The 21,660-nt window shown below is 41.9% G+C and carries 13 protein-coding genes and 1 tRNA gene; 4 read left to right on the top strand and 10 right to left on the bottom strand.

Annotation, left to right across the window (positions count from 1 at the left end; translation table 11 throughout):
* Window positions 1–48: 48 nt before the first annotated feature.
* The 4 genes from IUA53_RS00435 to IUA53_RS00420 all read right to left on the bottom strand — a co-directional run bounded on the left by IUA53_RS00435 (window position 49) and on the right by IUA53_RS00420 (window position 7,206).
* Window positions 49–2,142, bottom strand: coding sequence for a TonB-dependent siderophore receptor (locus IUA53_RS00435; protein WP_196897845.1), 2,094 nt, complete (start codon window positions 2,140–2,142; stop codon window positions 49–51).
* Between the two features lie 154 nt (window positions 2,143–2,296).
* Window positions 2,297–3,418: an ABC transporter permease gene (locus IUA53_RS00430; RefSeq protein WP_196897843.1), complete on the bottom strand. Its 1,122-nt coding sequence runs from the start codon at window positions 3,416–3,418 to the stop codon at window positions 2,297–2,299.
* A gap of 3 nt (window positions 3,419–3,421) precedes the next feature.
* A complete protein-coding gene (rbbA, locus tag IUA53_RS00425; protein WP_196897841.1) occupies window positions 3,422–6,154 on the bottom strand; it encodes a ribosome-associated ATPase/putative transporter RbbA in 2,733 nt (910 codons plus the stop codon).
* Window positions 6,151–7,206 (bottom strand): HlyD family secretion protein, encoded by a 1,056-nt coding sequence (locus IUA53_RS00420; protein WP_196897839.1) that lies wholly within the window; start codon window positions 7,204–7,206, stop codon window positions 6,151–6,153. The genes rbbA and IUA53_RS00420 overlap by 4 nt, the downstream gene beginning before the upstream one ends.
* 185 nt (window positions 7,207–7,391) lie before the next feature.
* On the opposite strand from IUA53_RS00420, the gene IUA53_RS00415 reads away from it, so the two are divergent.
* The 3 genes from IUA53_RS00415 to IUA53_RS00405 all read left to right on the top strand — a co-directional run bounded on the left by IUA53_RS00415 (window position 7,392) and on the right by IUA53_RS00405 (window position 12,275).
* Window positions 7,392–8,036 carry a class I SAM-dependent methyltransferase gene (locus IUA53_RS00415; protein WP_231401219.1) on the top strand — a complete coding sequence of 215 codons (645 nt, stop codon included), beginning with the start codon at window positions 7,392–7,394 and terminating at the stop codon, window positions 8,034–8,036.
* Between the two features lie 15 nt (window positions 8,037–8,051).
* The gene (locus IUA53_RS00410; RefSeq protein WP_231401218.1) at window positions 8,052–10,613 is read left to right on the top strand and encodes a DEAD/DEAH box helicase; all 2,562 of its coding nucleotides are present in this window, start codon (window positions 8,052–8,054) and stop codon (window positions 10,611–10,613) included.
* 117 nt (window positions 10,614–10,730) lie between these two features.
* The gene (locus tag IUA53_RS00405; RefSeq protein WP_196897835.1) at window positions 10,731–12,275 is read left to right on the top strand and encodes a DNA cytosine methyltransferase; all 1,545 of its coding nucleotides are present in this window, start codon (window positions 10,731–10,733) and stop codon (window positions 12,273–12,275) included.
* 58 nt (window positions 12,276–12,333) lie between these two features.
* On the opposite strand, the gene IUA53_RS00400 is transcribed toward IUA53_RS00405, so the two are convergent.
* The 6 genes from IUA53_RS00400 to IUA53_RS00375 all read right to left on the bottom strand — a co-directional run bounded on the left by IUA53_RS00400 (window position 12,334) and on the right by IUA53_RS00375 (window position 20,960).
* A complete protein-coding gene (locus tag IUA53_RS00400) occupies window positions 12,334–14,199 on the bottom strand; it encodes an AIPR family protein (protein ID WP_196897833.1) in 1,866 nt (621 codons plus the stop codon).
* The gene (locus tag IUA53_RS00395) at window positions 14,199–15,161 is read right to left on the bottom strand and encodes a PD-(D/E)XK motif protein (protein WP_196897831.1); all 963 of its coding nucleotides are present in this window, start codon (window positions 15,159–15,161) and stop codon (window positions 14,199–14,201) included. Before IUA53_RS00395 ends, IUA53_RS00400 begins: the two co-directional genes overlap by 1 nt.
* Complete coding sequence (locus IUA53_RS00390) at window positions 15,161–18,325, bottom strand: Z1 domain-containing protein (protein WP_196897830.1); 3,165 nt, start codon at window positions 18,323–18,325, stop codon at window positions 15,161–15,163. The genes IUA53_RS00395 and IUA53_RS00390 overlap by 1 nt, the downstream gene beginning before the upstream one ends.
* Window positions 18,325–19,851 carry an ATP-binding protein gene (locus tag IUA53_RS00385; RefSeq protein ID WP_196897828.1) on the bottom strand — a complete coding sequence of 509 codons (1,527 nt, stop codon included), beginning with the start codon at window positions 19,849–19,851 and terminating at the stop codon, window positions 18,325–18,327. The genes IUA53_RS00390 and IUA53_RS00385 overlap by 1 nt, the downstream gene beginning before the upstream one ends.
* A 490-nt stretch (window positions 19,852–20,341) precedes the next feature.
* Window positions 20,342–20,737, bottom strand: a complete 396-nt coding sequence (locus tag IUA53_RS00380; protein WP_196897826.1) for an OsmC family protein — start codon at window positions 20,735–20,737, stop codon at window positions 20,342–20,344.
* Between the two features lie 146 nt (window positions 20,738–20,883).
* Window positions 20,884–20,960 (bottom strand) — tRNA-Arg (locus IUA53_RS00375).
* A 244-nt stretch (window positions 20,961–21,204) separates the two neighbouring features.
* Here IUA53_RS00375 and IUA53_RS00370 point away from each other — a divergent pair.
* Window positions 21,205–21,612, top strand: coding sequence for a c-type cytochrome (locus tag IUA53_RS00370; RefSeq protein WP_044058624.1), 408 nt, complete (start codon window positions 21,205–21,207; stop codon window positions 21,610–21,612).
* Window positions 21,613–21,660: the final 48 nt, after the last annotated feature.

The raw sequence follows: 21,660 nt of genomic DNA, 5'->3' as shown, positions 1-21,660 counted from the left end.
GCCGCTGTTGGGCTCCCTTATTGATTTTACAGGCGTAAATTTAGCGAATTAGAACGTATATGATGCGCTAAGTTGAGCATTAATACCCGCACCGTAGTAACCCACTGTGTGAAGGCTGTTGATATATTTCTTATCGAAAATATTATTAATGTTCAAACGCAAGGTGAAGTCTTCAGTTACCGCTTGCGAGGCATATAGATTACCTAAGAAATACGCACCTTGTGTAACATTGTAGGTGGTATTGCTCACTTCAGATTGCCATTTACCGCCAACACCTACTTCAAATTCAGGGGCAGCAGGTACGGTATAGCCTACTTGGAAGGTAACAACGTCGCGAGCAGCCCATTCATTAGCGTCTGCGCCATCTTCGTCTTCCACATCAATCATGGTGTAAGCCGCTTGTACACGAAGCGCGTCTGTAACTTGACCCACCATTTCAAACTCGAAACCACTCGACTCAACCGATACACCTTCATAATAAAACTGAGCGGTTTCAGGGTTAGTACCCGCATACGATGCCAAGTTATCTTGCTCGGCCGTAAAGTAAGCCACGGTAGTTAATAGGGCGTCATCAAACCACTGAGCTTTTAACCCAGTTTCAAAGTTTTTACCCTTGGTAGGTGCCAAATACTGGCCCGTAATGTCGTACTGTTCTTGGGGCTGATAAACATCTGAGTAGCTTACGTATGCGTTCACAGTGTCGCTTACCGAATAGGTGGCCCCTAAGTAAGGGCTAAATTCGCTTTCGCTATTATCAATATCCACGGTATTGTTCACACCACTTCGCTTGAAATCAATGGCGTTGAAGCCAGCAATAATAAACAAGTCGTCGGTTACTGACAGCTTTGCAGAACCAAAGTAACGGGTAAGATCTTGCGAAATTTGAGAGTAAACCACAGGGTCTTGCCAATCAGGCTCTTCAATGGCATCAAGCGCGTACGGGAACGCTGGCGTTGGGCCATAAGCCACAGTAGTGGCGTAGTCAAAAGGATGAACAATAGAGTCATCATCACTGGTGGCATGGCTAACACCTAAGTTAAATTCATGCTCGCGGCCAAACAGGTTGAAGTTACCAAACAAACGGCTTTCCACCAGGTGCGCATCACGCTCAGTATCGTATCTGCCTGGCCAGCCACTAAGGCCTAAATTGGTTTCTTTGTCGATGGTGCCAGAAGCGTAAAACAACTTGCTTTGATCTTCAAAGTCACGGTAGTTATAGCTTACCAGTAACTGCCAATCGTTATTGAATACATAGTCTAATTCAACAAACGCGTTAGTGGTTTCCGTATCCCACATGGCCCATTCTTGCGACGTGGTGTTGTTAATGTCCCACTCTGCTTGGGTGCCATCACTGTAATTAAAGACAAGGCCGCCCCACGTGTTGCCGTCGGTGTTGGCATCTTGATAAGACAAACCAAAGGTTACGGTTGCGTTGTCGGTAAGTTGGCCGTCTACTACGCCGTAAAAGAATGAACGGTCGTTTTCTAGGCCATCAATGTGTGATTCTTTGTCTTCAATACTGCCCACTACACGCGCAGCCCAACGGCCGTCTTCGGTTAGCAGCACAGAGTAATCACCTTGCGCACGCATAAAGTTGTATGAACCTATGCTTACGCCAATATCGCCACCCTCTTCATTTTTAGGGCGTTTACGAACATAGTTAATAGTACCCGATGAATTGCCCACCCCGGTTAATAGGCCGTTGGCACCACGAATGACCTCAATTTGTTCATAGCCGTACGCTTCAACCGCGCCAGTGACAATACCCCAGTTATTAGGCAAGCCAACACCGTCAATTTGGGTGTTCTTAATTTCAAAACCACGGGCCGTGTAGTTAGTACGGTTAGTTTCCCATTCTTCTACGTTGATACCCGGGGCAAGTTTTAGCGCATCGTTGATGTTAAATGCGCCAAAAGATTGCATAAGATCTTCTGAAACAACACTAATAGACTGAGGCGTTTCACTAATTTCCATCGTTAAGCCAGTGGCACCTCGGCTAACGCGGTTTTGGCGTACACCAACAATACGTACAGTTTCGATGTCGGCTTCGTCAACTTCTGGTGTATCGTTTTGCGGTGTTTGTGCTTGTACTGATAGCGCCAGCGCAAGTGGCGATAACGCAAATAAACGAGTTAGTTTCATGGTTTTCTCAGATTTTAGTTGTTGTGTAGCGTGATGATTTATTTTTCGCACGCAGTATAAATCAAAGAAAACAAAATTCAAATGATAATTATTACTATTAACATCTTGGCGGTAAGGATTTTATTTTAAAGCGAAAGCACAAGCCTCTCTGCCGTTACGCCATACTGCCAATTGTGCTTTTAAAGCGCTTTAAGGCAACAAAGTAAAACACGCAGCCAATCGCCAAAAGCGCAAGCAGTTGAGGGTAAATAACGCTGATACCTGCACCTCGATACAGCACACCTTGAGAAGCCATAACAAAGTGAGTGTTCGGTGTAAGCAACATAATATTTTGGATGAATGCTGGCATGCTTTCTCGGGCTGTGGTGCCCCCCGACAACAGCTGTAAGGGTAAGAGCACCAATATAAGCAACAGGCCAAACTGGGGCATTGAACGGGCAATGGTGGCCATAAAAATACCCATACTGGAAATGGCAAAAAGTTGAAGCGCCACTGCCACCATAAACAGCCACACATTGCCGTTAATGGGCACCCCTAACGCCCCTTGTATTACCCCATACACCGACATCAAGGTAACCGCCCACACCACAAGGCCGGTGGCGGCAATTTTCGATAGCATAATTTCGCTGTCTGATACTGGCATAGCAAGCAGGTGTTCAATGGTTCCTCGCTCTTTTTCCCGAATTAGCGCCGCGCCAGATAAAATAATGGCAATCATGGTCACCGCGTTAATTAACTCCATCACCGAACCAAACCAAAAGCTTTCTAACGCAGGGTTAAACCGCGCCCGCATCACTAGCTGTACCGGGTAGGTGGTGTCAGTTTTATAGCCCTGCAAATAGGCGCTGACTTCCTCTGTGATGATTTCAGTAATGTAACCATTGCCCGTAAAGGCCTGACTTATACGGGTGGCATCTACATTCACCTGAACATCAGGCTGCTGCCCTTGTAGGGTGAGTTTTTCAAAGTTTGGTGGAATGGTCACCACAAAGGTGAATTTGCCGGTGTCGAGGTACTCATTCACCTCGCTGTATTCAATTAGCTGTGGAGGAAGAAAATAAGGCGGCACGAAAGCATCGATAATTCTATTCGATAATTGCGATTTGTCGTGATCAACAAAGGCGATGGGCGCATTGTGCAACGACTCAGGCACCGCCGTGGCCGCGGTGTAAATATTAACCGTAAACACATACACAATAAGAATAAGCATGGCGGGGTCGCGCCATAGGCTCCAAAGCTCTTTTATGCTTAACTGGGTAACATTTTTAATATTCACTGTTTAGCGCTCCTGTTTGTTTAACAAAACAGTGGCAAGCCACAGCGTAATAGGAATAGCAATGGCGATGGCAAATACCGCAAAATCTAAGGTGCCAAAGCCTAAGCCTTTGCTGAATATTCCCCTGCTGGCCAGTAAAAAGTAACTAACCGGGTGCACTTCCCCTATTAACCGCCCTGCCCCCTCTAACGCCGAAACCGGCGTTATCATTCCGGCAAACTGCACCGCGGGCACCATGGTGCCAATGGTGGTAAGCAAAATAGCGGCAATTTGACTGTTAGTGAACACCGACGCAAGCAAACCAAAACTGGTTGAAAAGGTAACAAACAGCAACGCGATAACAAATAAGGCCAGTACATCCCCTTTAAGGGGTACGTTAAACAGCCATACTGCCATGGCCACTAACAACAAGAAGCTGATAAACGAGGTAGCAATATAAGGAAGTTGCTTACCTAGCAAAAACTCAAGTTTGCTCACCGGGGTGACATATAAATTGATAATTGAGCCTAGCTCTTTTTCCCGCACCACTGCTAACGAGGTAAGTAAAGCCGGGATCATAAGCAGCAACATGGGAATTACCGCAGGCACGATGGCCACTAAGCTACGAATATCTGGGTTGTACAAATAGCGAGACACCACATTAATGCTACTACTCGATTGCGCTTGACTCATTTGCGAAGCTTGCTGCAATAGCCACTTTACGTGAATACCTGTTACGTAGCCTTCTATGGTTTCAGCCCGCGAGGGCATGGCGCCGTCTATCCATGCGCCGATCTCCACCTGCTCGCCCTTGTGAACATACTGGCCAAACTCAGGGGGTATCTCAACGGCAAGGGAAATTTCGCCGCTTTTCATTCGCTTGTCCATATCCGCATAGCTGGTAATCGCGGGCTTTTCATCAAAGTAGCGGGAGCCAGACAGCGCATTGCGGTAGTCTAGGCTAATGGATGACTGGTCGCGGTCGAACACGGCATAGGATAAGTCTTCTACGTCCATAGTAATGCCGTAGCCAATGACAACCATTAACACCATGCTACCTAAAAATGACATGGTTAAGCGAATAGGGTCGCGCATAAGCTCTAAGGTTTCTCGCGACGCATAACTTAATAAGCGCCGTAACCCTTTCGCCCGTTTGCTTGGCGTTTGTTGTGTTGCTGTAGACGCAGCTAGCGCTAAACCCTGTTCGCTGGCATTGGCGTGGGTTGAAGGCGTTTGCGCTTCCACCAAATATTCGATAAACGCAGCTTCTAAGGTATCGGCAGATTTTTGCGCCTTTATGGCTTCAGGGGTATCGGTTATTAGCACTTTGCCTGCGTGCATAAGCGAAATTCTATCGCAGCGAGCCGCTTCGTTCATAAAGTGGGTAGAAATAAAAATAGTCACGCCATCTTGGCGCGCTAAGGTAATAAGCAACTGCCAAAAATTATCTCGCGCTATTGGGTCTACCCCCGAGGTGGGCTCATCAAGAATAAGCACTTCCGGTTTATGTACCATGGCCACGGCCAGCGACAAACGCTGGCGTATACCTAAAGGCAAAGCATGGGGTAAATTGTGTTGATGCTGGGATAAGGCAAAGCGGTTGAGCATTTCATCTACCCGCCCTTCAACCTTAGTGGCAGGCACTTTAAACAGCTTGGCGTGTAACACCAAGTTTTGCCTAACGGTAAGCTCGGTATAAAGAGAAAAACTTTGCGACATATACCCCACGCGATAGCGGGTGTTAATGTCGTTAGCGGCAAGCGGGCTGCCCAGCAGCCAGGCCTCGCCTGAGGTTTGCGGTAACAACCCGGTTAGCATTTTCATGGTGGTCGATTTACCGCATCCATTAGAACCTAAAAAGCCGAATATCTCACCTTTACCAATGGTAAAACTCACCTTGTCTACTGCCACAAAATCGCCAAATTTCATGGTAAGGTTTTTCGCTTCAATGGCGGTTTCACTATGAATAGCCGCGTTGTACGGCTGAACCTCCACGCTATGGTGGTGGTGTTTTATCTCGCTAGGTAACAGCGCAATAAACGCCGACTCTAAGTTACTGGTTTGGGTGCGAGCCAGCAGGTCTTGCGGCGAACCTGTAGCTAATACCTTTCCCGCGTTTAACGCAATTAAGTGGTTAAATTGCTGGGCTTCATCCATGTAGGCGGTAGCCACCAGCACCGTAATATTCGGTTGCGCGGTGTGAATATCGCGAATAAGCGACCAAAACTGGCTTCGCGCGAGGGGGTCTACCCCTGTGGTGGGTTCATCAAGAATAAGCAAACGAGGGTCGTGAATTAATGCGCAGCACAGCCCCAGTTTTTGTTTCATACCCCCTGACAACTTTCCCGCTGGGCGTGATAAAAATGGGTAAAGCCCAGTGCGCTTAGTGAGGTTGTCTATACGTGCCCGGCGCTGTTTGCGGCTATGACCAAACAGCTTGGCAAAAAACTGCAGGTTTTCTTCCACCGATAACGTGGGGTACAGGTTTTTACCCAGCCCTTGAGGCATATAGGCAATGTCGGAACAAATCGCCTCGCGGTGCTTTTTATCCCGCATGTCGCCGCCAAGCACCTGCAAGCTGCCCTGCTGCATCATACGCTCGCCCGCAATTAAACTCAGTAAGGTAGACTTACCCACACCGTCGGGCCCAATAATGCCTACCGTTACCCCAGCGGGAATACTCAGCTTAATGTTATCGATAGCTGTCGTGCTTTTATAGCGCACCGTTAGCTGTGAGCATTCAATGATATGACTCATTCGTGTACCAGTTCGGGCAGGTCGCTAGGCCACTGGGCATCATCACTTAATTTTACCCACACCACACCGGGTAGCCCGGTTTTTACTTTATCGATATGCTGCTTTAATAGCGGTACTGGCACTTGCGCTTTAACCCTAAACATAAGCTTTTCACGTTCGCTTTGGGTTTCCACTGAACGAGGGGTAAATTGCGCCACGTCAGCCACGTAAGAAATGGTGGCAGGAATAGCCATGTTAGGGGCAGCATCTAGCACAATACGCGCTTCACCGCCCATGGTGAGCTTACCTACCTGTGAAGCCGGCAAGAAAAAGGTCATGTACACGTTGGTTAAATCGACCAAACTAAGTACACGGCCGCCGGCCCCCACCACTTCACCAGGCTGCACTACCCGATACTGAATACGGCCGCTACGGGGGGCTTTTAAAACCATGTCGTTCATTTCTGATTCAATTTGCGCAATGGTGGCATTGGCAGCATTCACCGCAGCAAGGGCCGAATAGTATTGAGAACGGGTTGCTTCAATGGTGGCGTCGGCGGCAGTTAAGCGCGCCTTAGCAGCGTTAACCGCGGCTTTTGCACTTTCAACCGTGGTTAAATTATCTTCGGCCAGCTGCTTAGACACCGCCCCAGTTTTGGCTAATTCACTGGTACGCGCGGCATGCGCTTCTGCCGCTTTTAATTCTGCCTTAGCTTTTATAAGCGCAGCCTCTAGCGCCGCCTTTTCACTTTCCCGTTGGGCTATCGCCATATTAGCGGCTTCTACCGCACTTTTTGCCTGTTCCGCTTGCGCTTTCGCTTGTTCAAGCTGACTGTTAATGGTGGCGGTATCTAGCTTGGCCACCACATCCCCCGCTTCTACCCTGTCACCTTCGTTAACGTAAATGTCTTCTACCCGCCCAGCAACTTTGGCAGAAATGCCAATTTCAGTGGCTTCAATACGCCCATTCCCCGACACCACATTAGTAACGTCAGGGGCGCTAAACATAAGGCTGCCCACCACAATTAAAAACACGACAAACAAAATAGATAATATAAACGGCGTTTTTTTCACAGCGGCGCTCCCTGTGTATGAGATAAAGGTAGGTGGCGATAACAGCTAGGTATACCGCTTTACTATACAAAGGTGGGGAATTTTAGTTTTGCGGTAAATCAATGTTTTGAACAGTTGGTGTTAACTAGCAGCCTTGGGTTTTATGCGGTAACGTAATATTAAACAGAGGAAGGATTCTTTACGCAGTGAAAAACACCATTAAGCATTACAGTGAAAAAGCGCAACACTACTACGATTTATACCATTCGGTAGACGCCGAAAAGGTGCATAGCGATTGGAAGGCTTTTTTACACACTACCCAACCAGGTATAGCCCTAGACGTGGGCGCAGGAAGTGGCCGCGATGCCAACTGGTTAGCCGAACAAGGTTGGAAAGTAGTCGCTGTAGAGCCTGCTGATAACTTACGAACCTTAGCGCAATCCAACGCCCATAACAGTGTTACATGGTGTAACGCCAGTTTACCCGCGCTTACCGCCCTACCTCACGAACCCACAACCTACGACCTAATTCTGCTTTCAGCGGTATGGATGCACCTGCCTGAAGCTGAAAGGCCACCCGCGTTAAAGCGTTTAGCTGAATTGCTTTCGAAAAACGGAACACTATACATAAGCCTTCGGTTTGGCCCAAACGATGAAGCACGGCCCATGCACCCCGTTAGTTATGAAGAGTTAGCGACCTTAGCGGAAAGTAACGGCCTAAAGGCACGCAACTTAAACCCTGTTCCTGGTAAGGACGGGTTGCAGCGTGATGATGTGAAGTGGGTTACGGTTGAAGTGATGAAGCGGTGCGGTAATGTCAGGGAAATATGTCGTAACAACGGATGTAAATGAATGAGTTTATCAAAGTTGCTAGAGCGAAAAGGATTTCAACTCATCGACTCACAATATACTTCATACCTATATAGTGACGCCGAGCAACTGACTGGCGTTATTCTAGATACGCAGTTTTATGGCAGTGACAAACCTCAATATCGATATCATGAATATACGGGTTGGCAAAACATGCTTATGCATAAATTTACTAAGCTTTATAGATTCATTGATGATCAAGAACCGGACAATAAATGGCTCGTTGATGCCGTTTTAGGTGAAACAAAAGAAGAATACGATTTCCAACAGTATGGAACTGACAGGCATACAAACGAAATAGCCCCGACGAAGCCTGAGTATAACTTCGAAAGCCTGTTTGAACAGGTTTATGGTTCTAAGTATCTCTATGCTCTTATACGTGAATACCAGTACGTCGACCTACTTGGTAAAAGTCGCTATGTAGACTACATACTAAAAACACAAAGCGGTGATATTGCAATTGAGTTAAACGGCGAAGCTTTTCATCACCCGCTCGTTATTGATAGGAAGCGATACCTTTCTCAGTTGCTTAAACAGAACTCGTTAATGAAAGACGGTATAAAAGTTTATCGTTGGTCAAATGCGGGAATGGCAGACGAAAAAAAATTTGCTGATCAAATTCGTATGTATTTTGGAAGGACAGAAACGTTCTGCGAAAAACCTTCAGCAAGTCAGTTTCGAAACATCAGCTTTTCACTTTTCAAACACCAAAAAAACGCGCTATCCGACATACAAAATAGTAGAGAAGCGGGAAAGGATACTTTCTTACTTGTACTTCCTACTGGCACAGGCAAGACAGAAGTATTTATTGCAGACCACTACAGGCAGCGGAAAGAGGGACGAGCTGAACGAGCATTGGTAATAGTTCCATTCAAAGACCTTCGAACCCAAACAAAATTACGATTTCTGGAGCGTAATTCTTGCCTAAACATATCTTCGGATATAACCGACTTAAAAGCGGATGTAATTGTACAAACAACACAAGCCATACAAAGAAGTTTCTCTTCTCTTTCATCAGACCACTTTGACTATATTGTGGTGGACGAGGCACACCATGCACCAGCACAAGGCCTTAAAAGAGTTTTAGAGCACTTTAAGCCCAAGACATTACTTGGCTGTACTGCAACCGATAAACGATTAGATCAGAAAGATTTGGCTGAAATATTTGGTAGATACCAATTAAACATGACCTTAGAAGAGGCGATAAAACAAAACCTCTTACCACCTATACGCGCATTTCGCTTAGAGAGTAATATTGATTTTTCACAAGTACGATTCAATGGGAAAGAATTCGTAAAAAGTGACCTCAATAAGAATGTCATTATTCCTTCTCGAGACCAGCTGATTGTCGATGTTATTTCTAATTACTTTAACCAAGAAGACGTTACTACCAAGCAGTCACTGTCTTCACTTCAAGGCGTAATATTTTGCGTAGATGTAAAACACGCTAATAGACTTGCAGCGCTGCTAAATAAAAACATGATTAGTGCAGAAGCAGTATCAGCAAACAGCCGCGATGGCCTTAAAAAATATAAGGATGGAAAACTACGGTTTTTATGTGCATGTGATTTGTTAAATGAGGGCTGGGACGCCCCCAACACTTCAATTGTCGTAATGGCAAGACCAACCATGTCCAAAGTGCTTTACATGCAACAGTTAGGAAGAGGTACAAGAAACCACCCAGGAAAAGAAGCGCTTTACGTAGTTGATGTTGTTGATAGTTATGGACCAGCAATTCAGCCATGGAGCTTACACAGCATATTCAATTTGACTGATTACAAGCCTTTTGCTGATGTGTTCAATCCTAACGCAGCACCTGTGGGTGAAGAAATTGTTCTTGACCATCTTTATGAGTCCATAAGGAACCTTAGGCCTATTAAGCTGTTTAATTTCGAGGATGAGTTTGGCGATTATGTAAATGATGAACAACTTGCAAGAGAGCTATTTGTTTCCACGGGGACGGTTAAGAACTGGGTGAAAAATCAAAGTATAGTTCCAGACAAGCAATTACCGTTTGGCAATAAAATGCTTAATTATTACAAACAAAGTAGAGTTCACGAGATACGCGAAGAAAAAAACCTGAAGCTTCGTAGCGAAGCCACGAGAAGGGATGATTTTTTCGAGTTTTTAGAGCAACGAGATTATACGTTTTCATTCAAAATCATCTTTTTGCTATTGATGCTTAAGCACGCAGATAAAACTGGCGAAGTATCACTTACATTGCTAAGAGATGATTATCAGTCATTTTATAAAAACTTACTGACAAAATACGGTAAAGCAGAAAAACCAAACAGCCCTTTGAATAACAAAGAGTTTATAAATGACAAAAAACAGCTAACTAAAAGTATTCTGCAGAATCCATTCGAAAAATTCGAGCGCAAAAGCTTTATGTACCATACCAAGGATTTAGACAAACTTGCGTTTGATGCTGTTTTGTGGGAGAAGCTTGAGAGCAGCGACATAGAGTTAATTAGGAAGCAAATGTTTGAAGATGGGAAAAGTTACTTCGATAAAAATGTTGAAGGTGGCGCGTTCAAAAAGGAACTCTTTGGTGAGTAGATTTTTCAATTGATAACTTGGTGAGACTAAGTCGTTTAGAAGCAGAATAATATTAATATTGCTCAAAACTTTTGGCCTGGTATTATTGCTCAGCATTTTTTTAATATAGTGGCTATTGTGAAAACAGGTGAAGTTTTAGTAATCGATTTATTTGCCGGTCCGGGTGGGTTAGGTGAAGGAATATCTTCTTGTCGGCACGAAAATGGAAGTAGTCCATTTCAAATCGGGTTGTCTGTTGAGAAAGATCCGCATGCGCATAAAACTCTAACAACAAGAGCATTTTTCAGAAAACTAAAAGGTTTGCCTAGCGGTCTAGATGATTACTATGAATATGTTAGGGGCAACCTTTCCAGAGAAGCACTTTTTCAGCGCTACCCTGAACAAGCAAGAGAAGCTAATATTGAAACTTTAAAGGGACCTAAAGAGCTTGGAGTTGATAACAGTCAAATTCATGAACGCATCCGAGAGTTAACGGAAAAACATAGTGGGCCAACTATGGTAATCGGCGGACCTCCATGTCAGGCTTATTCTTTAGCCGGTAGGTCCCGCAACGCCGGTATCAAAAACTATAAAGCTGAAAAAGATTCCCGTAACTTCCTTTATCTTCAGTATTTGAAAGTGCTGTCCATTGCCACGCCAAACGTATTTATAATGGAAAACGTTCGCGGAATTCTGTCTGCAAAATTAAATGGCAAAGTCATGTTTCCGCAACTATTAAAGGATTTAAGAAATCCAAGTAGAGTAACTAAGGTAAAGAATGGTCCCAAATACAAAATATACTCACTTGTTGTAAATGCAGAGAATCCCGACAATCCTCAATATAAAGACTCGAGAGATTTTCTTATAAAATCAGAAGAATATGGTATTCCACAGGCTCGTCATAGGGTGATTTTAATAGGTGTTAGAGAAGATATAAAAGCCATACCGTCAACACTAAAAAAAGCAGACAATACGATAAGTGTAGAGAGTGTTCTAAGCGATTTACCGCCGCTTAGAAGTGGATTTTCTAAGAAAACCGAGAACGAGCAGCAGGTTTGGACTAGAGTAATCTCAAAGAACGCAAAATATTTAAAAAGATTACTCCTGAAGACTGGTATTTACTCGAAGAAAACTATTGATGATCTAGACATTGAGCCTATTAAGAAGCTGAATAGAGTTGAATCTCAACATAAAAATGTCAAAGAAACTAAACTCACATCGCCCCTAAAAGATTGGTTATTGGATGAAAATCTAAAATACGTATTGAATCATGATACTCGGGGTCATATGGAGTCAGATTTGTTGCGTTATGCCTTTTGTGCTGTACATGCAAAATTAAATGAAGGTGTATCGCCAAAGTCGAGAGATTTTCCAAAAGAGCTAGCACCTAACCATAAAAATTGGGAATCAGGTGATCACGCAGATCGCTTCAGAGTCCAACCGGCAAATTCGTTCTCAAAAACAATTACGAGCCATATCGCTAAAGATGGTCATCACTTTGTACACTACGACCCCAAACAGTGCCGGAGCCTTACTGTGAGAGAAGCCGCTCGTTTGCAAACTTTTCCCGATAACTATTACTTTGAAGGTGAAAGAACTAATCAGTATGTTCAGGTTGGAAACGCCGTACCACCGTTTTTGGCAAAACAGATCGGTAAAGTTGTAATGGAACTACTTAATTAGGCTACGCGAAGTATGGTTCGCTATAGCTTACTCAATAAGTAGAAAATAAAATCTAGACTTAGCTAGCCCTGTACTTATTTATTGAAAGTTGAAACTCATTGGAATCGTAAAAATGATTTAATTCTTTAGAATTTTTAATAACATCCCACAATTCGGACTTTTTGGCATATTCACCACAGTCGTCGCTAAGCGAATATTGTTTGATTAAATCATTCATTAAAGAGAGTAACTTAAACAAAATTTCTTCAAGCTCACCTCCTATAACCTCTTGTTTCCATAGCTTATCTAAAGCAAAGTTGGCCGACTCTGGGTTTCCATCTGTATATGTATATATAGCAGCTATAGAGTAAGGAACGGCGGCTGAACGCAGTTGACCAATAGCATTTTTTCCAGCTCCGTAAATCTCTTCCATTTTTCTAAAGAGAATCATTTTCGCTACCAATTGTTCATAGAAATCTCTATTCACCTCAATACCTTTACCATCTTCAGGTTCAAGCTCTTCTATGAAAAGTCTAAATATTTTTTCACCACCTTTCTTTACTAAGAATGGAATCTCCCCCCAAGCACAATAGTACTTAGCTAGTAGCTCTTTTGTGAAACGCTTACTTGTGGGGAAGTCTCTCTTAAGTTTAGCTGGATTATTGTCTTTTCTTACTCGTGTATTGAATTCACCTTTTGCCCGCTCAAAGAACCAATAACCACCAGATGGCGTCATTACGGTTTCACTTAGCCTTTTTAACTGAACAAGTTTAGGGCTTCTAGATCTTAGGTCTACTCTTGAAACCCTTGATTGGCTGTTTGAATATTCACTGATTTTGGAAATTAAATCGTCTAGTTCAGAGGTCTTGTTGTTTTTGGCAACATTTATTTTTGCCATGACTTTAACCTTGGAAATATCCAGCCCTTCTTTTCGAGAAAAGTAAATGCTTGCCGTAGTCTGACCACCATTGACAATTTGAAAGTCTTCCAAAGAGGATAAGTACCAAGATTTCTTCTGGTAGTAGACTTTGGCATCAGTGGCCGTAATTGTTAAACCGTTGTTGTATGCAATAAACTTTTCTGGCTCATTTTTAATTGTAGATTTGATGCCGCGATTAACACCTTTAAATTGTAAAAAGGATCTAACATTCTTTTCTAAAAGCTGGGAAGAATAGCGCTTGTAAAGGTCAGCGAGCATATCGGCATCCAAAACGCATAGATAAGATTCAAACTCACTTTCCTCAGCAGCTTTTATAACTTCAATGTCTTTGTTTACGACGTCCTTAAACACAACTTTAAGAGGCTTGCCTCTCCCTTGGGATACCAGACAATTGGCTATGTAGTTTAAGTCGATTACTCGCCTAACAAATAGGATATCTTTTGAAAACCTCTCGCCATTTTGCTTTACGTTAAATGTTTTGTTTTCTTCTTCGAAATGAATGCTTTTTAAATGTGCCTCGCCACCACGGCTCATTACTGTTATTGACAACGAAACTAAGAATATTTCAACTACATCGAAGCCTTTTAAGCCCTCAATAGACTTTAGTTTAGAAACCAGAGGCTTTACTGGTTCCGAATCTTGCAAATCATCTAAATTCCCCTTAACCGCAGAAGTGATGAATCGGATTACTTTTTTGAACTCGGCATCATATTCTGAACGCTGAGAAACTAGGATTTCATTATCGCTTTGTGACAGATAGTTATCATTGATAATAAAAATCTGTAGTCGCTCTCCAGTAAAATTTATGGTGTATCCATTTAGTTTTAAGTTATCAGCTTCCGAGGAAAAGTAAGCGCTATTGATGTCCTCAGAGTCAATTAATTTTGTGTCTACTAAATAAGGTGGTATTTGTTCTAGAAGTGCATATTGCTGAACAAAATCATGCTCATCCTTTGATGCTTCTAGTAACTCATCTCGAATATCGAAAAGGGATTGAAATGACACTAATACTTCTCCGTGTACAAGATAAATTCATTCAAGCTTGAAACATCTAATTTATATTTTACAGAAAACACTTCTTCATCAAGTCTGCCTCGTACAATTTTTGGGAATCTTTCATCTAGACAATTATAATATGTAACTTTCAATGCTTTATATGAATAATTATCGTATCTTTTTAAACTTCGCTCATCTAGTTTCAAGGCAATTAGGCGAGCTATAAACAACGACAGGTCGGCACTTTTTTCTAATATACTTTCTTTTATTTTGCTATATAAGTTTCCGATGGTTACACCATTAATGTCTTTTTCAACATTAACGATACAAAGCTCTAAACTTTCCGCCGCCCCCAAATCTAATTGAAACTCGCTTGCAATATTTATAGCATTTTGCGTAGTTAGCTTAGTTTTGACCTCAATACTTTTATTGCTAAATGTAAAGTCATGAACTGAATCTAAAGGGCCTGTCCAAGCTTCTAAAACTTTGTCGACTTCGATTGCCTTCGATTTTTTCTCAATAAGTTTTTTCAGAGTAAATAGCTCCCCCCAAATCCCTAGAATTGTTTTTTCGCTATATACTTTTCTCTCTAATTTACGAAAAAATTGATTCCACTTGACGAAATTTTCTACTAGGCGTCTTGAAGCTATCTCAATTGATGATTCTTTACTTATAGCGTTAAACAGCGACTCTATTAGATCATCAAATAAGTCCCTAAACTCTATATCTATTAATTTTATTGCAATTAACTGTTGGGCGCATGAATAAGTTAATACTATATTCTCATTTTCTAAAATATTGATAGATGGTTGAAAGTCATCGGGCAAGTGTAGGATTAGATACCGGCATTTGTCTTTATCAATAGCTAAAAATAGTTCTAATATACAGTGCTCCGATAGTCTAAGAGTCTTTAACCCGTCTCCCTCTAATAAGGCACTGTTAAGCTGAGCCCACTTACTATTTAAGTTCATTAACTATTCACATCATCAGGTAAAGCCGAACCACCTTGCTCAAAATCGTTACAATCTTCTTCTTCGAGTTCAGGTTCTTCTTGCAAATTGTAGTCTCCTTTCACGTATACACCGCTGGGATCTTGGTTACGGCTTATTGGCGGAAAGCCAACAGCAAAGCCGACCAGCGGAGTATTTAACTCTATCCCTTTTTCCTTAACCCACGCAGAATACTCCCTCATCTCTTGGCCTTTTTCTTGTCTAAATGAATAATAAGAGTCAAAGAGATAAACGATCAAAATGCCCTCTTCTGGTGATAGCTTTTCACGGTAAACTCTTTCTGGAACATTTTTTTGCTTGGCTTTTTTTAGTGCTTCATTCTCACTCAATGTAGGATTCAGCTTCATAAGACCTGAAGCTTGTTCATTGTAGTATTCAATGTCAGCCATATTGGCAGTGGTTTCCGTAATTGCAGCTGCCATATCTCTACCACTAGACATTATATTTGCAGATTTTGACGTAGCTTTAAAAACAGAGTCTTTCATCAACTCATCGAAGAAGCGTTCTCCGGGCTTTGGCCCACGTCGAACGGCTAAAGTTACATCAATTGGTAAGCCACTTTCAGCAGTACTTAGCTTGCCCAACCCATTTGAACTTTTAGACGTACCTGTCGTTTTTACAGCTATTGTCCAATTTTCAAGAAGTCCTTTTTCGTTACACTTTTTTATGTACGCTGCCATGAGTTCGCATTTTGTAGGGTCGAAGTTATTCTGATCCTTTAAGATTTCCAGAATCAATTCAGAATTAACTTGCTTACATAGTAAAGTTCCCTTTAACTCAGCATCGGCCATCAACGGTGAGAGCTTGGTTTTAAATGCTTTCCAAACATTCGAAATATGGTCCTTTTCAACGTTAATTGATGTACTCATTTGCAAAGAGTCTTGATATGACCATTTAACCAACTCTGTGTTCTTTAAAATTGAAGGCCGTGTAATTTGTAGGACCCCTTCGTGTGTTCTTACTCTTAATTCGAAGTCACTTGGAGTGCGGCCCAGATCATCCATTTTTTTAAACTCGGCTTTTAGTTCTTCTACACAAAGAGTTGTTGAATCATATCTGTCTATTAGATCTTGAGAGGTAAAAAGCTTGCAACAATCTAGATAGCCGGGACGATAACCAAACCACCGCCCCATTTGCAGTAGTGAATCTGAATAATTAGTAGTTCGTACAAAATAACTAGTAATCAGTCCTTCCAAAGTGAACCCCCTTGAAAGCCGATTACCTCCAATAGCAATTACTTTTTTGGGATTACTTTTTTTATAGTCTAATTCATCATTGGTTTGGCTATTTAACGCAAGTATATCAATATTTTTAGCAGCATCTATCAACCCCGGTAAGACTGAATTGAAGGAAGTAGGCGTCATGAATTCATCTACATAACCTTTAGGCAAATATTCCCTGACATTCAAAACTATGTCGTGATAGTACCTTCTCCAGACCTTCTCAAACTCTAGATACACAGATCCAGGAGCATTTGGCTTATCCATTACTAGTCTCGAAATCAAGTCTGAATAATAAGATTTAAGGAGTCTTTTTGTCGTTGACTGCCATGCCGTGAATCTAGATATATGCACAAGCATTGTATTATGAGGTTGGTACAGGTTAGACGTGAGCATTTTGGGTTGACGCAACTCCCTTACTGCTATACCTAAAATGAAGCACATGACAGAATGCTTAAGTGAATCAGGAAGATTTTTCGGAAATTTATCAATCGCTTTTGCGGCTCTAGTTCCTTTTCGGTAATCAGAGTAGCTAATGAAATCTTTATAAGTACCAAATTTACCGACTTTCCTTTCCCAATCAGGTTTAGAGTCAAAGCGCTCAACGCCAATAACTTCATCCTCAGCCACTTCTAATACACGACTTGGAAAATCATCAGAATAATCGTCAATAGGAAATACAACTGGCAATTTAGGTACCCCATCATCAGATAAGGTTTCAAAAATTCGTTGCGCACCGACATAGTTAGTTGGCGAGTTCAATTGCACTATAAAGTCATCTGGGAACAAGTTGTTTATCTGACTGAATTTAACCGACTTATCCTGTTGTTTTGTTTTGTAAGTCAGTTCCCATGCATTATCGGGTATTTCATTTCTATCTTGAATTACATTTGCGAATGGCGTCGCCGTGTATCCCAAATATGAACGTTTATGAAAAAGATCCAAAAGCGCTCTGATGTGGCCGTTTATCTTTGATGCATACTCACGTCCTTTGTGCCCTTCATTATTTAAAGAGGCATTATCAGCTTCGTCATCGATAAGTAAGAAAGGAGTAGCATGCTTGCTTTCCCCTTCAGGTAAATTCTCGTTAATCCAAATAAGAAGATTTTTAAGAATACTGACATTTTTTTTGCATACTAGAATATTTATAGGCTTCATTGAGAAATTGGCTTTCTCGAGTGGGCTGCTGAAGTCTGCATCTTCTGAAGTTATAGAGTTGACTTGCTGGACAGCCGAGCCGACATCAGTTCCAAAAGACTCAATTAGCCCGACCCCTACTTTCCCTTTTTTTCCTTCACCTATTACATCCAGTTGAATCCGTTCTTGAGTTTGTACTCGCAAATCATCCATGAGACCAGAAAGCACCACTATAAGGCGATAGCCGGCATCAATTGCACGGTTAATTACTGCGTTAAAATTTCCGGTTTTACCTGACTGCACATCGCCTTCAACCAACCCTTTGATCAAAAAACTGTTTTCACCTTTAGGGTCGCCCAGTTTTCCTAGAATTTTTTTCGAAGAAACTTCTATTTCACGAACTACTGTATCCGCTCTACCCGTATTAGATAAGTGCTTCAAATATCTTGATGTATAATTCCATTTAATTTCTTTATTTCTTGAACCATTTAGCCATGTGTTCTTATTTTTAGACAAGATATTGAGGTCATCAACTGTCGTTACGGTAGTAGCTAAAACTTCCTTTCTTATTGCATCAAAATACTCTTCAAACGTTTCGTCTGGTATTGAAGGCCAGCCAGAGAGGTTTGCAATAGCCATCACAGCGTCTTTAGTTTTCCCATATGATTCTCCCAAAAACTTGGACAATGAGCCTGACGTAAATTCTTTTTGATGACGAGCAAATTGATGTTTTATCGCGTTTTGGTATTCAAATTGAAAATTTAACATTACTGCTCCAGTAACTTTAAAACATTGCTTGGAAGATTAGTCTCGCTGATTCCGAAGTTTTGTCGTATATGTTCGATAATAAAAGAGTTAGGGAACTCATGCTCTTTGGCCTTTTCAACAAAGTGTTGAAGCGCATCAACAGCTTGCTGCGAATCAACTTCGTAGTGAGGTTGTGTTTCGTGAATATTTCGGATTTTGTTAGTAGAGTGATTTAATACACGAAGGAACAAATTAAAATGGCTTTTTTGCTCATCATTTAATGACTCCCGCAACATTTCAACTAACGGGTAGTCACTATTAATTTCAAGCATTGGCCCTTTATTGGTATGAACTTTATTGAATAGCGATAAGTCAGCTTTCTTCTTGCGTTCAGGGAATTTGCGCAGACCTCTGTTCGTGTATTCCTTTGTAGCTTCCGTAGTTAGGATGCGAATGTAACCCTCAAATGCCTCTTTTAAGTCATGCGGAATGATAACCGCGGATTTCGCTACGTTTAGATGTAATAAGTGATCAGCACTATTGCCAATATCAACTCTCAACCTAGCTAGTTGTAGCCTCGGATATTTCTTTATAAGGCCATTCCAGCCGCCATATAAAATCAAGCGGTTAGCCCGATATACATATACCCCTTCCATATCAATTAAACTTTTATTTGAAGTAGTCCAGCAATTTTTTTCACTTTTTACTTCGTCAAGCGCGATAGACGGAAGTACAAACCCCTCTAGTTTGATATTGTCATCACCAAACTGCTTTTGCCTGTATTCAATGCTTCTAAGGCCTTTATGAGTCTCGGGGAATGGGTTGAAGGGAGCGATCAGATGATTGTTTACTCTAATTTTTAGTGACGTTTTCTTACCTTCAATAAACCTATGAAATACGATTCCTAGATGCTCATAAACATTTACTGAAACTTCACGATTCAATGCTTTCGAGCGGTTTTTTTCATTTAAGTAGTCTTCATATTTATACAGACCTGCCCAAATAATAATTGTATTCGCTTCAAATCCTTTAAGGGGGTCAACATAAGAACCTCTCAAACGAATATAGTCTTGCAGTAAACTGTTTACTTCTGCATCTGAGTTTACTATTAAACGCCATTCTCCAGTTTTCTTGATAAAGTCAACATCCCAAGTAAAACCATGGTAGCGATCTGTCCCTTTTTTTCGCGATAAAACAGTGAACTTCCTAGACTGTGAAAAAGACGCGGCTTTCATTCCTAATCCAAATCGTCCCAAATCCATAGCATTTCTAGCGTGCTCTGGTGAACTACTCGGGAATTTACAATTTTGTTCTAACTCTTCTGGAGACATGCCTTCGCCGTTGTCACATATAAAGAGTTGAAAGGGAGCCTTTTCCGTTTCTACGAGAATTTCAATACTATCGCAGCCAGCGGTGATAGAGTTATCCGCAAGATCGGCAATTGCAGATTCAAGAGAATAACCCTGTTCAGAAATTGATTTGATTAGATATTCAGGATTTGGAATTGCTGAAACGTATTTTTGTTCAGTTTCTTTGGATACATTCATTTCAAGCTAACATTCCCTGTAAACTTTCTTCCATTGGCTTTAAATAGCAGCCTTATTTTTCATAAATCGAAAGGTAACACATCGATTTTCTCAGTAAAACTTATTTACAGATGGGCTTCATCAGCAGCTTTGATCCTAGTTAACTAAACGAATCAGTATGGCCTGCAATAGTTTTAATTCGACCTACACCTAAAGGGCTAATACTGCATTATAAACTAATAGACACAATACGTAAGTATGTGTATTAAAGCCGGAGAGTTCACTGAGGCTATATTCGATGGCATTTGAGTAGTGTTTTCGTTTAAAGCCAAATACCCATTACGCTACAGTTGTTCGAACTAATTCAGTTAAGCCGCTAAGAAAATATACTGTAGATTCGCTGGTGCTTTGCCGTTGTTACATTATTATGCCTAACCTGATCGGTCTATTTCGGTTATTACCCAAATACAATAGCGGCTTCAACTAAAATCACTTGTTCAAATTCACCAGTCTATTCTTCTTCAATTTGAATATTAAACTCTGGCATTGCCTGTACCACTTTTTTTACTGTACAACTGTTGGCGGCAGCTAAAACAGCTTTTTTGTATTTTTCGGGAAAGTCTTTAGGCAAGCTGACTTTAATTGAAAAAGCTTTACGAAACTTATCTTCACCAATAGTGCTGTGCTCTTGGCTAAGGGTGATCCCCTCGGTGCTGATGTCTCTGGCTTCACAAAATTTGCGAATATAAAAAGCGGCGCATAACGGCATGCTGGCCAAAAAGTAATCGAATGGCTCAGGATAAAACTCATCGCCGCCTGCAGATACGCTTTGATCACTGATTATCTGGTGTTTGCCAAAGCTAGCTTGTAGTTTTTGCCCTTCTAAAAGCGCGATATCTATTTTCATCGGCCTGCTCTCGCCTTCACTTAATTCTATAAACGTTATATCAATCGTGAAAGGAATACTCAGTGGCGTCAAGTCTATTTATGACAATATTACGTTGTTTGCTACCTAATAGGTGATGCGGTTTGTATAGGGCTGTGTTCTAAAAATGGCGCACCCGATAGGATTCGAACCTATGACCTTTGCCTCCGGAGGGCAACGCTCTATCCAGCTGAGCTACGGGTGCGTTGGGGATGTTTGAAAACCAGTAGTGATTAATCTGACTTCGCAAACGGGGCGTAATAATACTGACGCCACGGCCTTGCATCAACTGGTTTATGCAAAACATTTCTGAATTGATGGTTTTGTCTGCATTAAAAATCCTTACTTTTTATAGGTAATTGGTAGCAAACAGTTGTTCAGGCATGAATTACCGTTATAATCTGGCACGTTATACTTTACTTAAAGTTCATGATTGCCTGGAGACAGATGTGAAATTGAAAACCTGGTTTACCGTTGCAGCTACAGCACTAACTGTGTTTGCTGCGCAAGCACAAGAAATGAGTGACGACGAAATTGCCGATCGTATTAAGCCGATTGGTCAGGTACACGTTGCAGGCGCACAAGCCGCTGGTAATAACGCAGCAGCCGGCGGTGCAAAGTCAGGCGAAGACGTTTACAACTCTGCCTGTGTTGCCTGTCACGCAGCGGGCGTTCTTGGCGCACCTAAATTGCACGTAGCTGCAGACTGGCAGCCCCGTTTAGACGAACGTGGCCTAGACGGCGTATGGCAAAATGCCCTTAACGGTATTAACGCAATGCCTCCTCGTGGTACATGTAGCAGCTGTTCAGACGATGAAATTAAAGCCGCTATTGAATATATGATCGAAGGCATTTAACTCTACACTTTACACAACAAATTGTTGGAAAAAGTAGCGTTTTTCTGA

Source organism: Alteromonas sp. B31-7 (genome assembly GCF_015767655.1).
GTDB lineage: Bacteria > Pseudomonadota > Gammaproteobacteria > Enterobacterales > Alteromonadaceae > Alteromonas > Alteromonas australica.
This window is presented reverse-complemented; position numbering and strand designations above follow the sequence as displayed.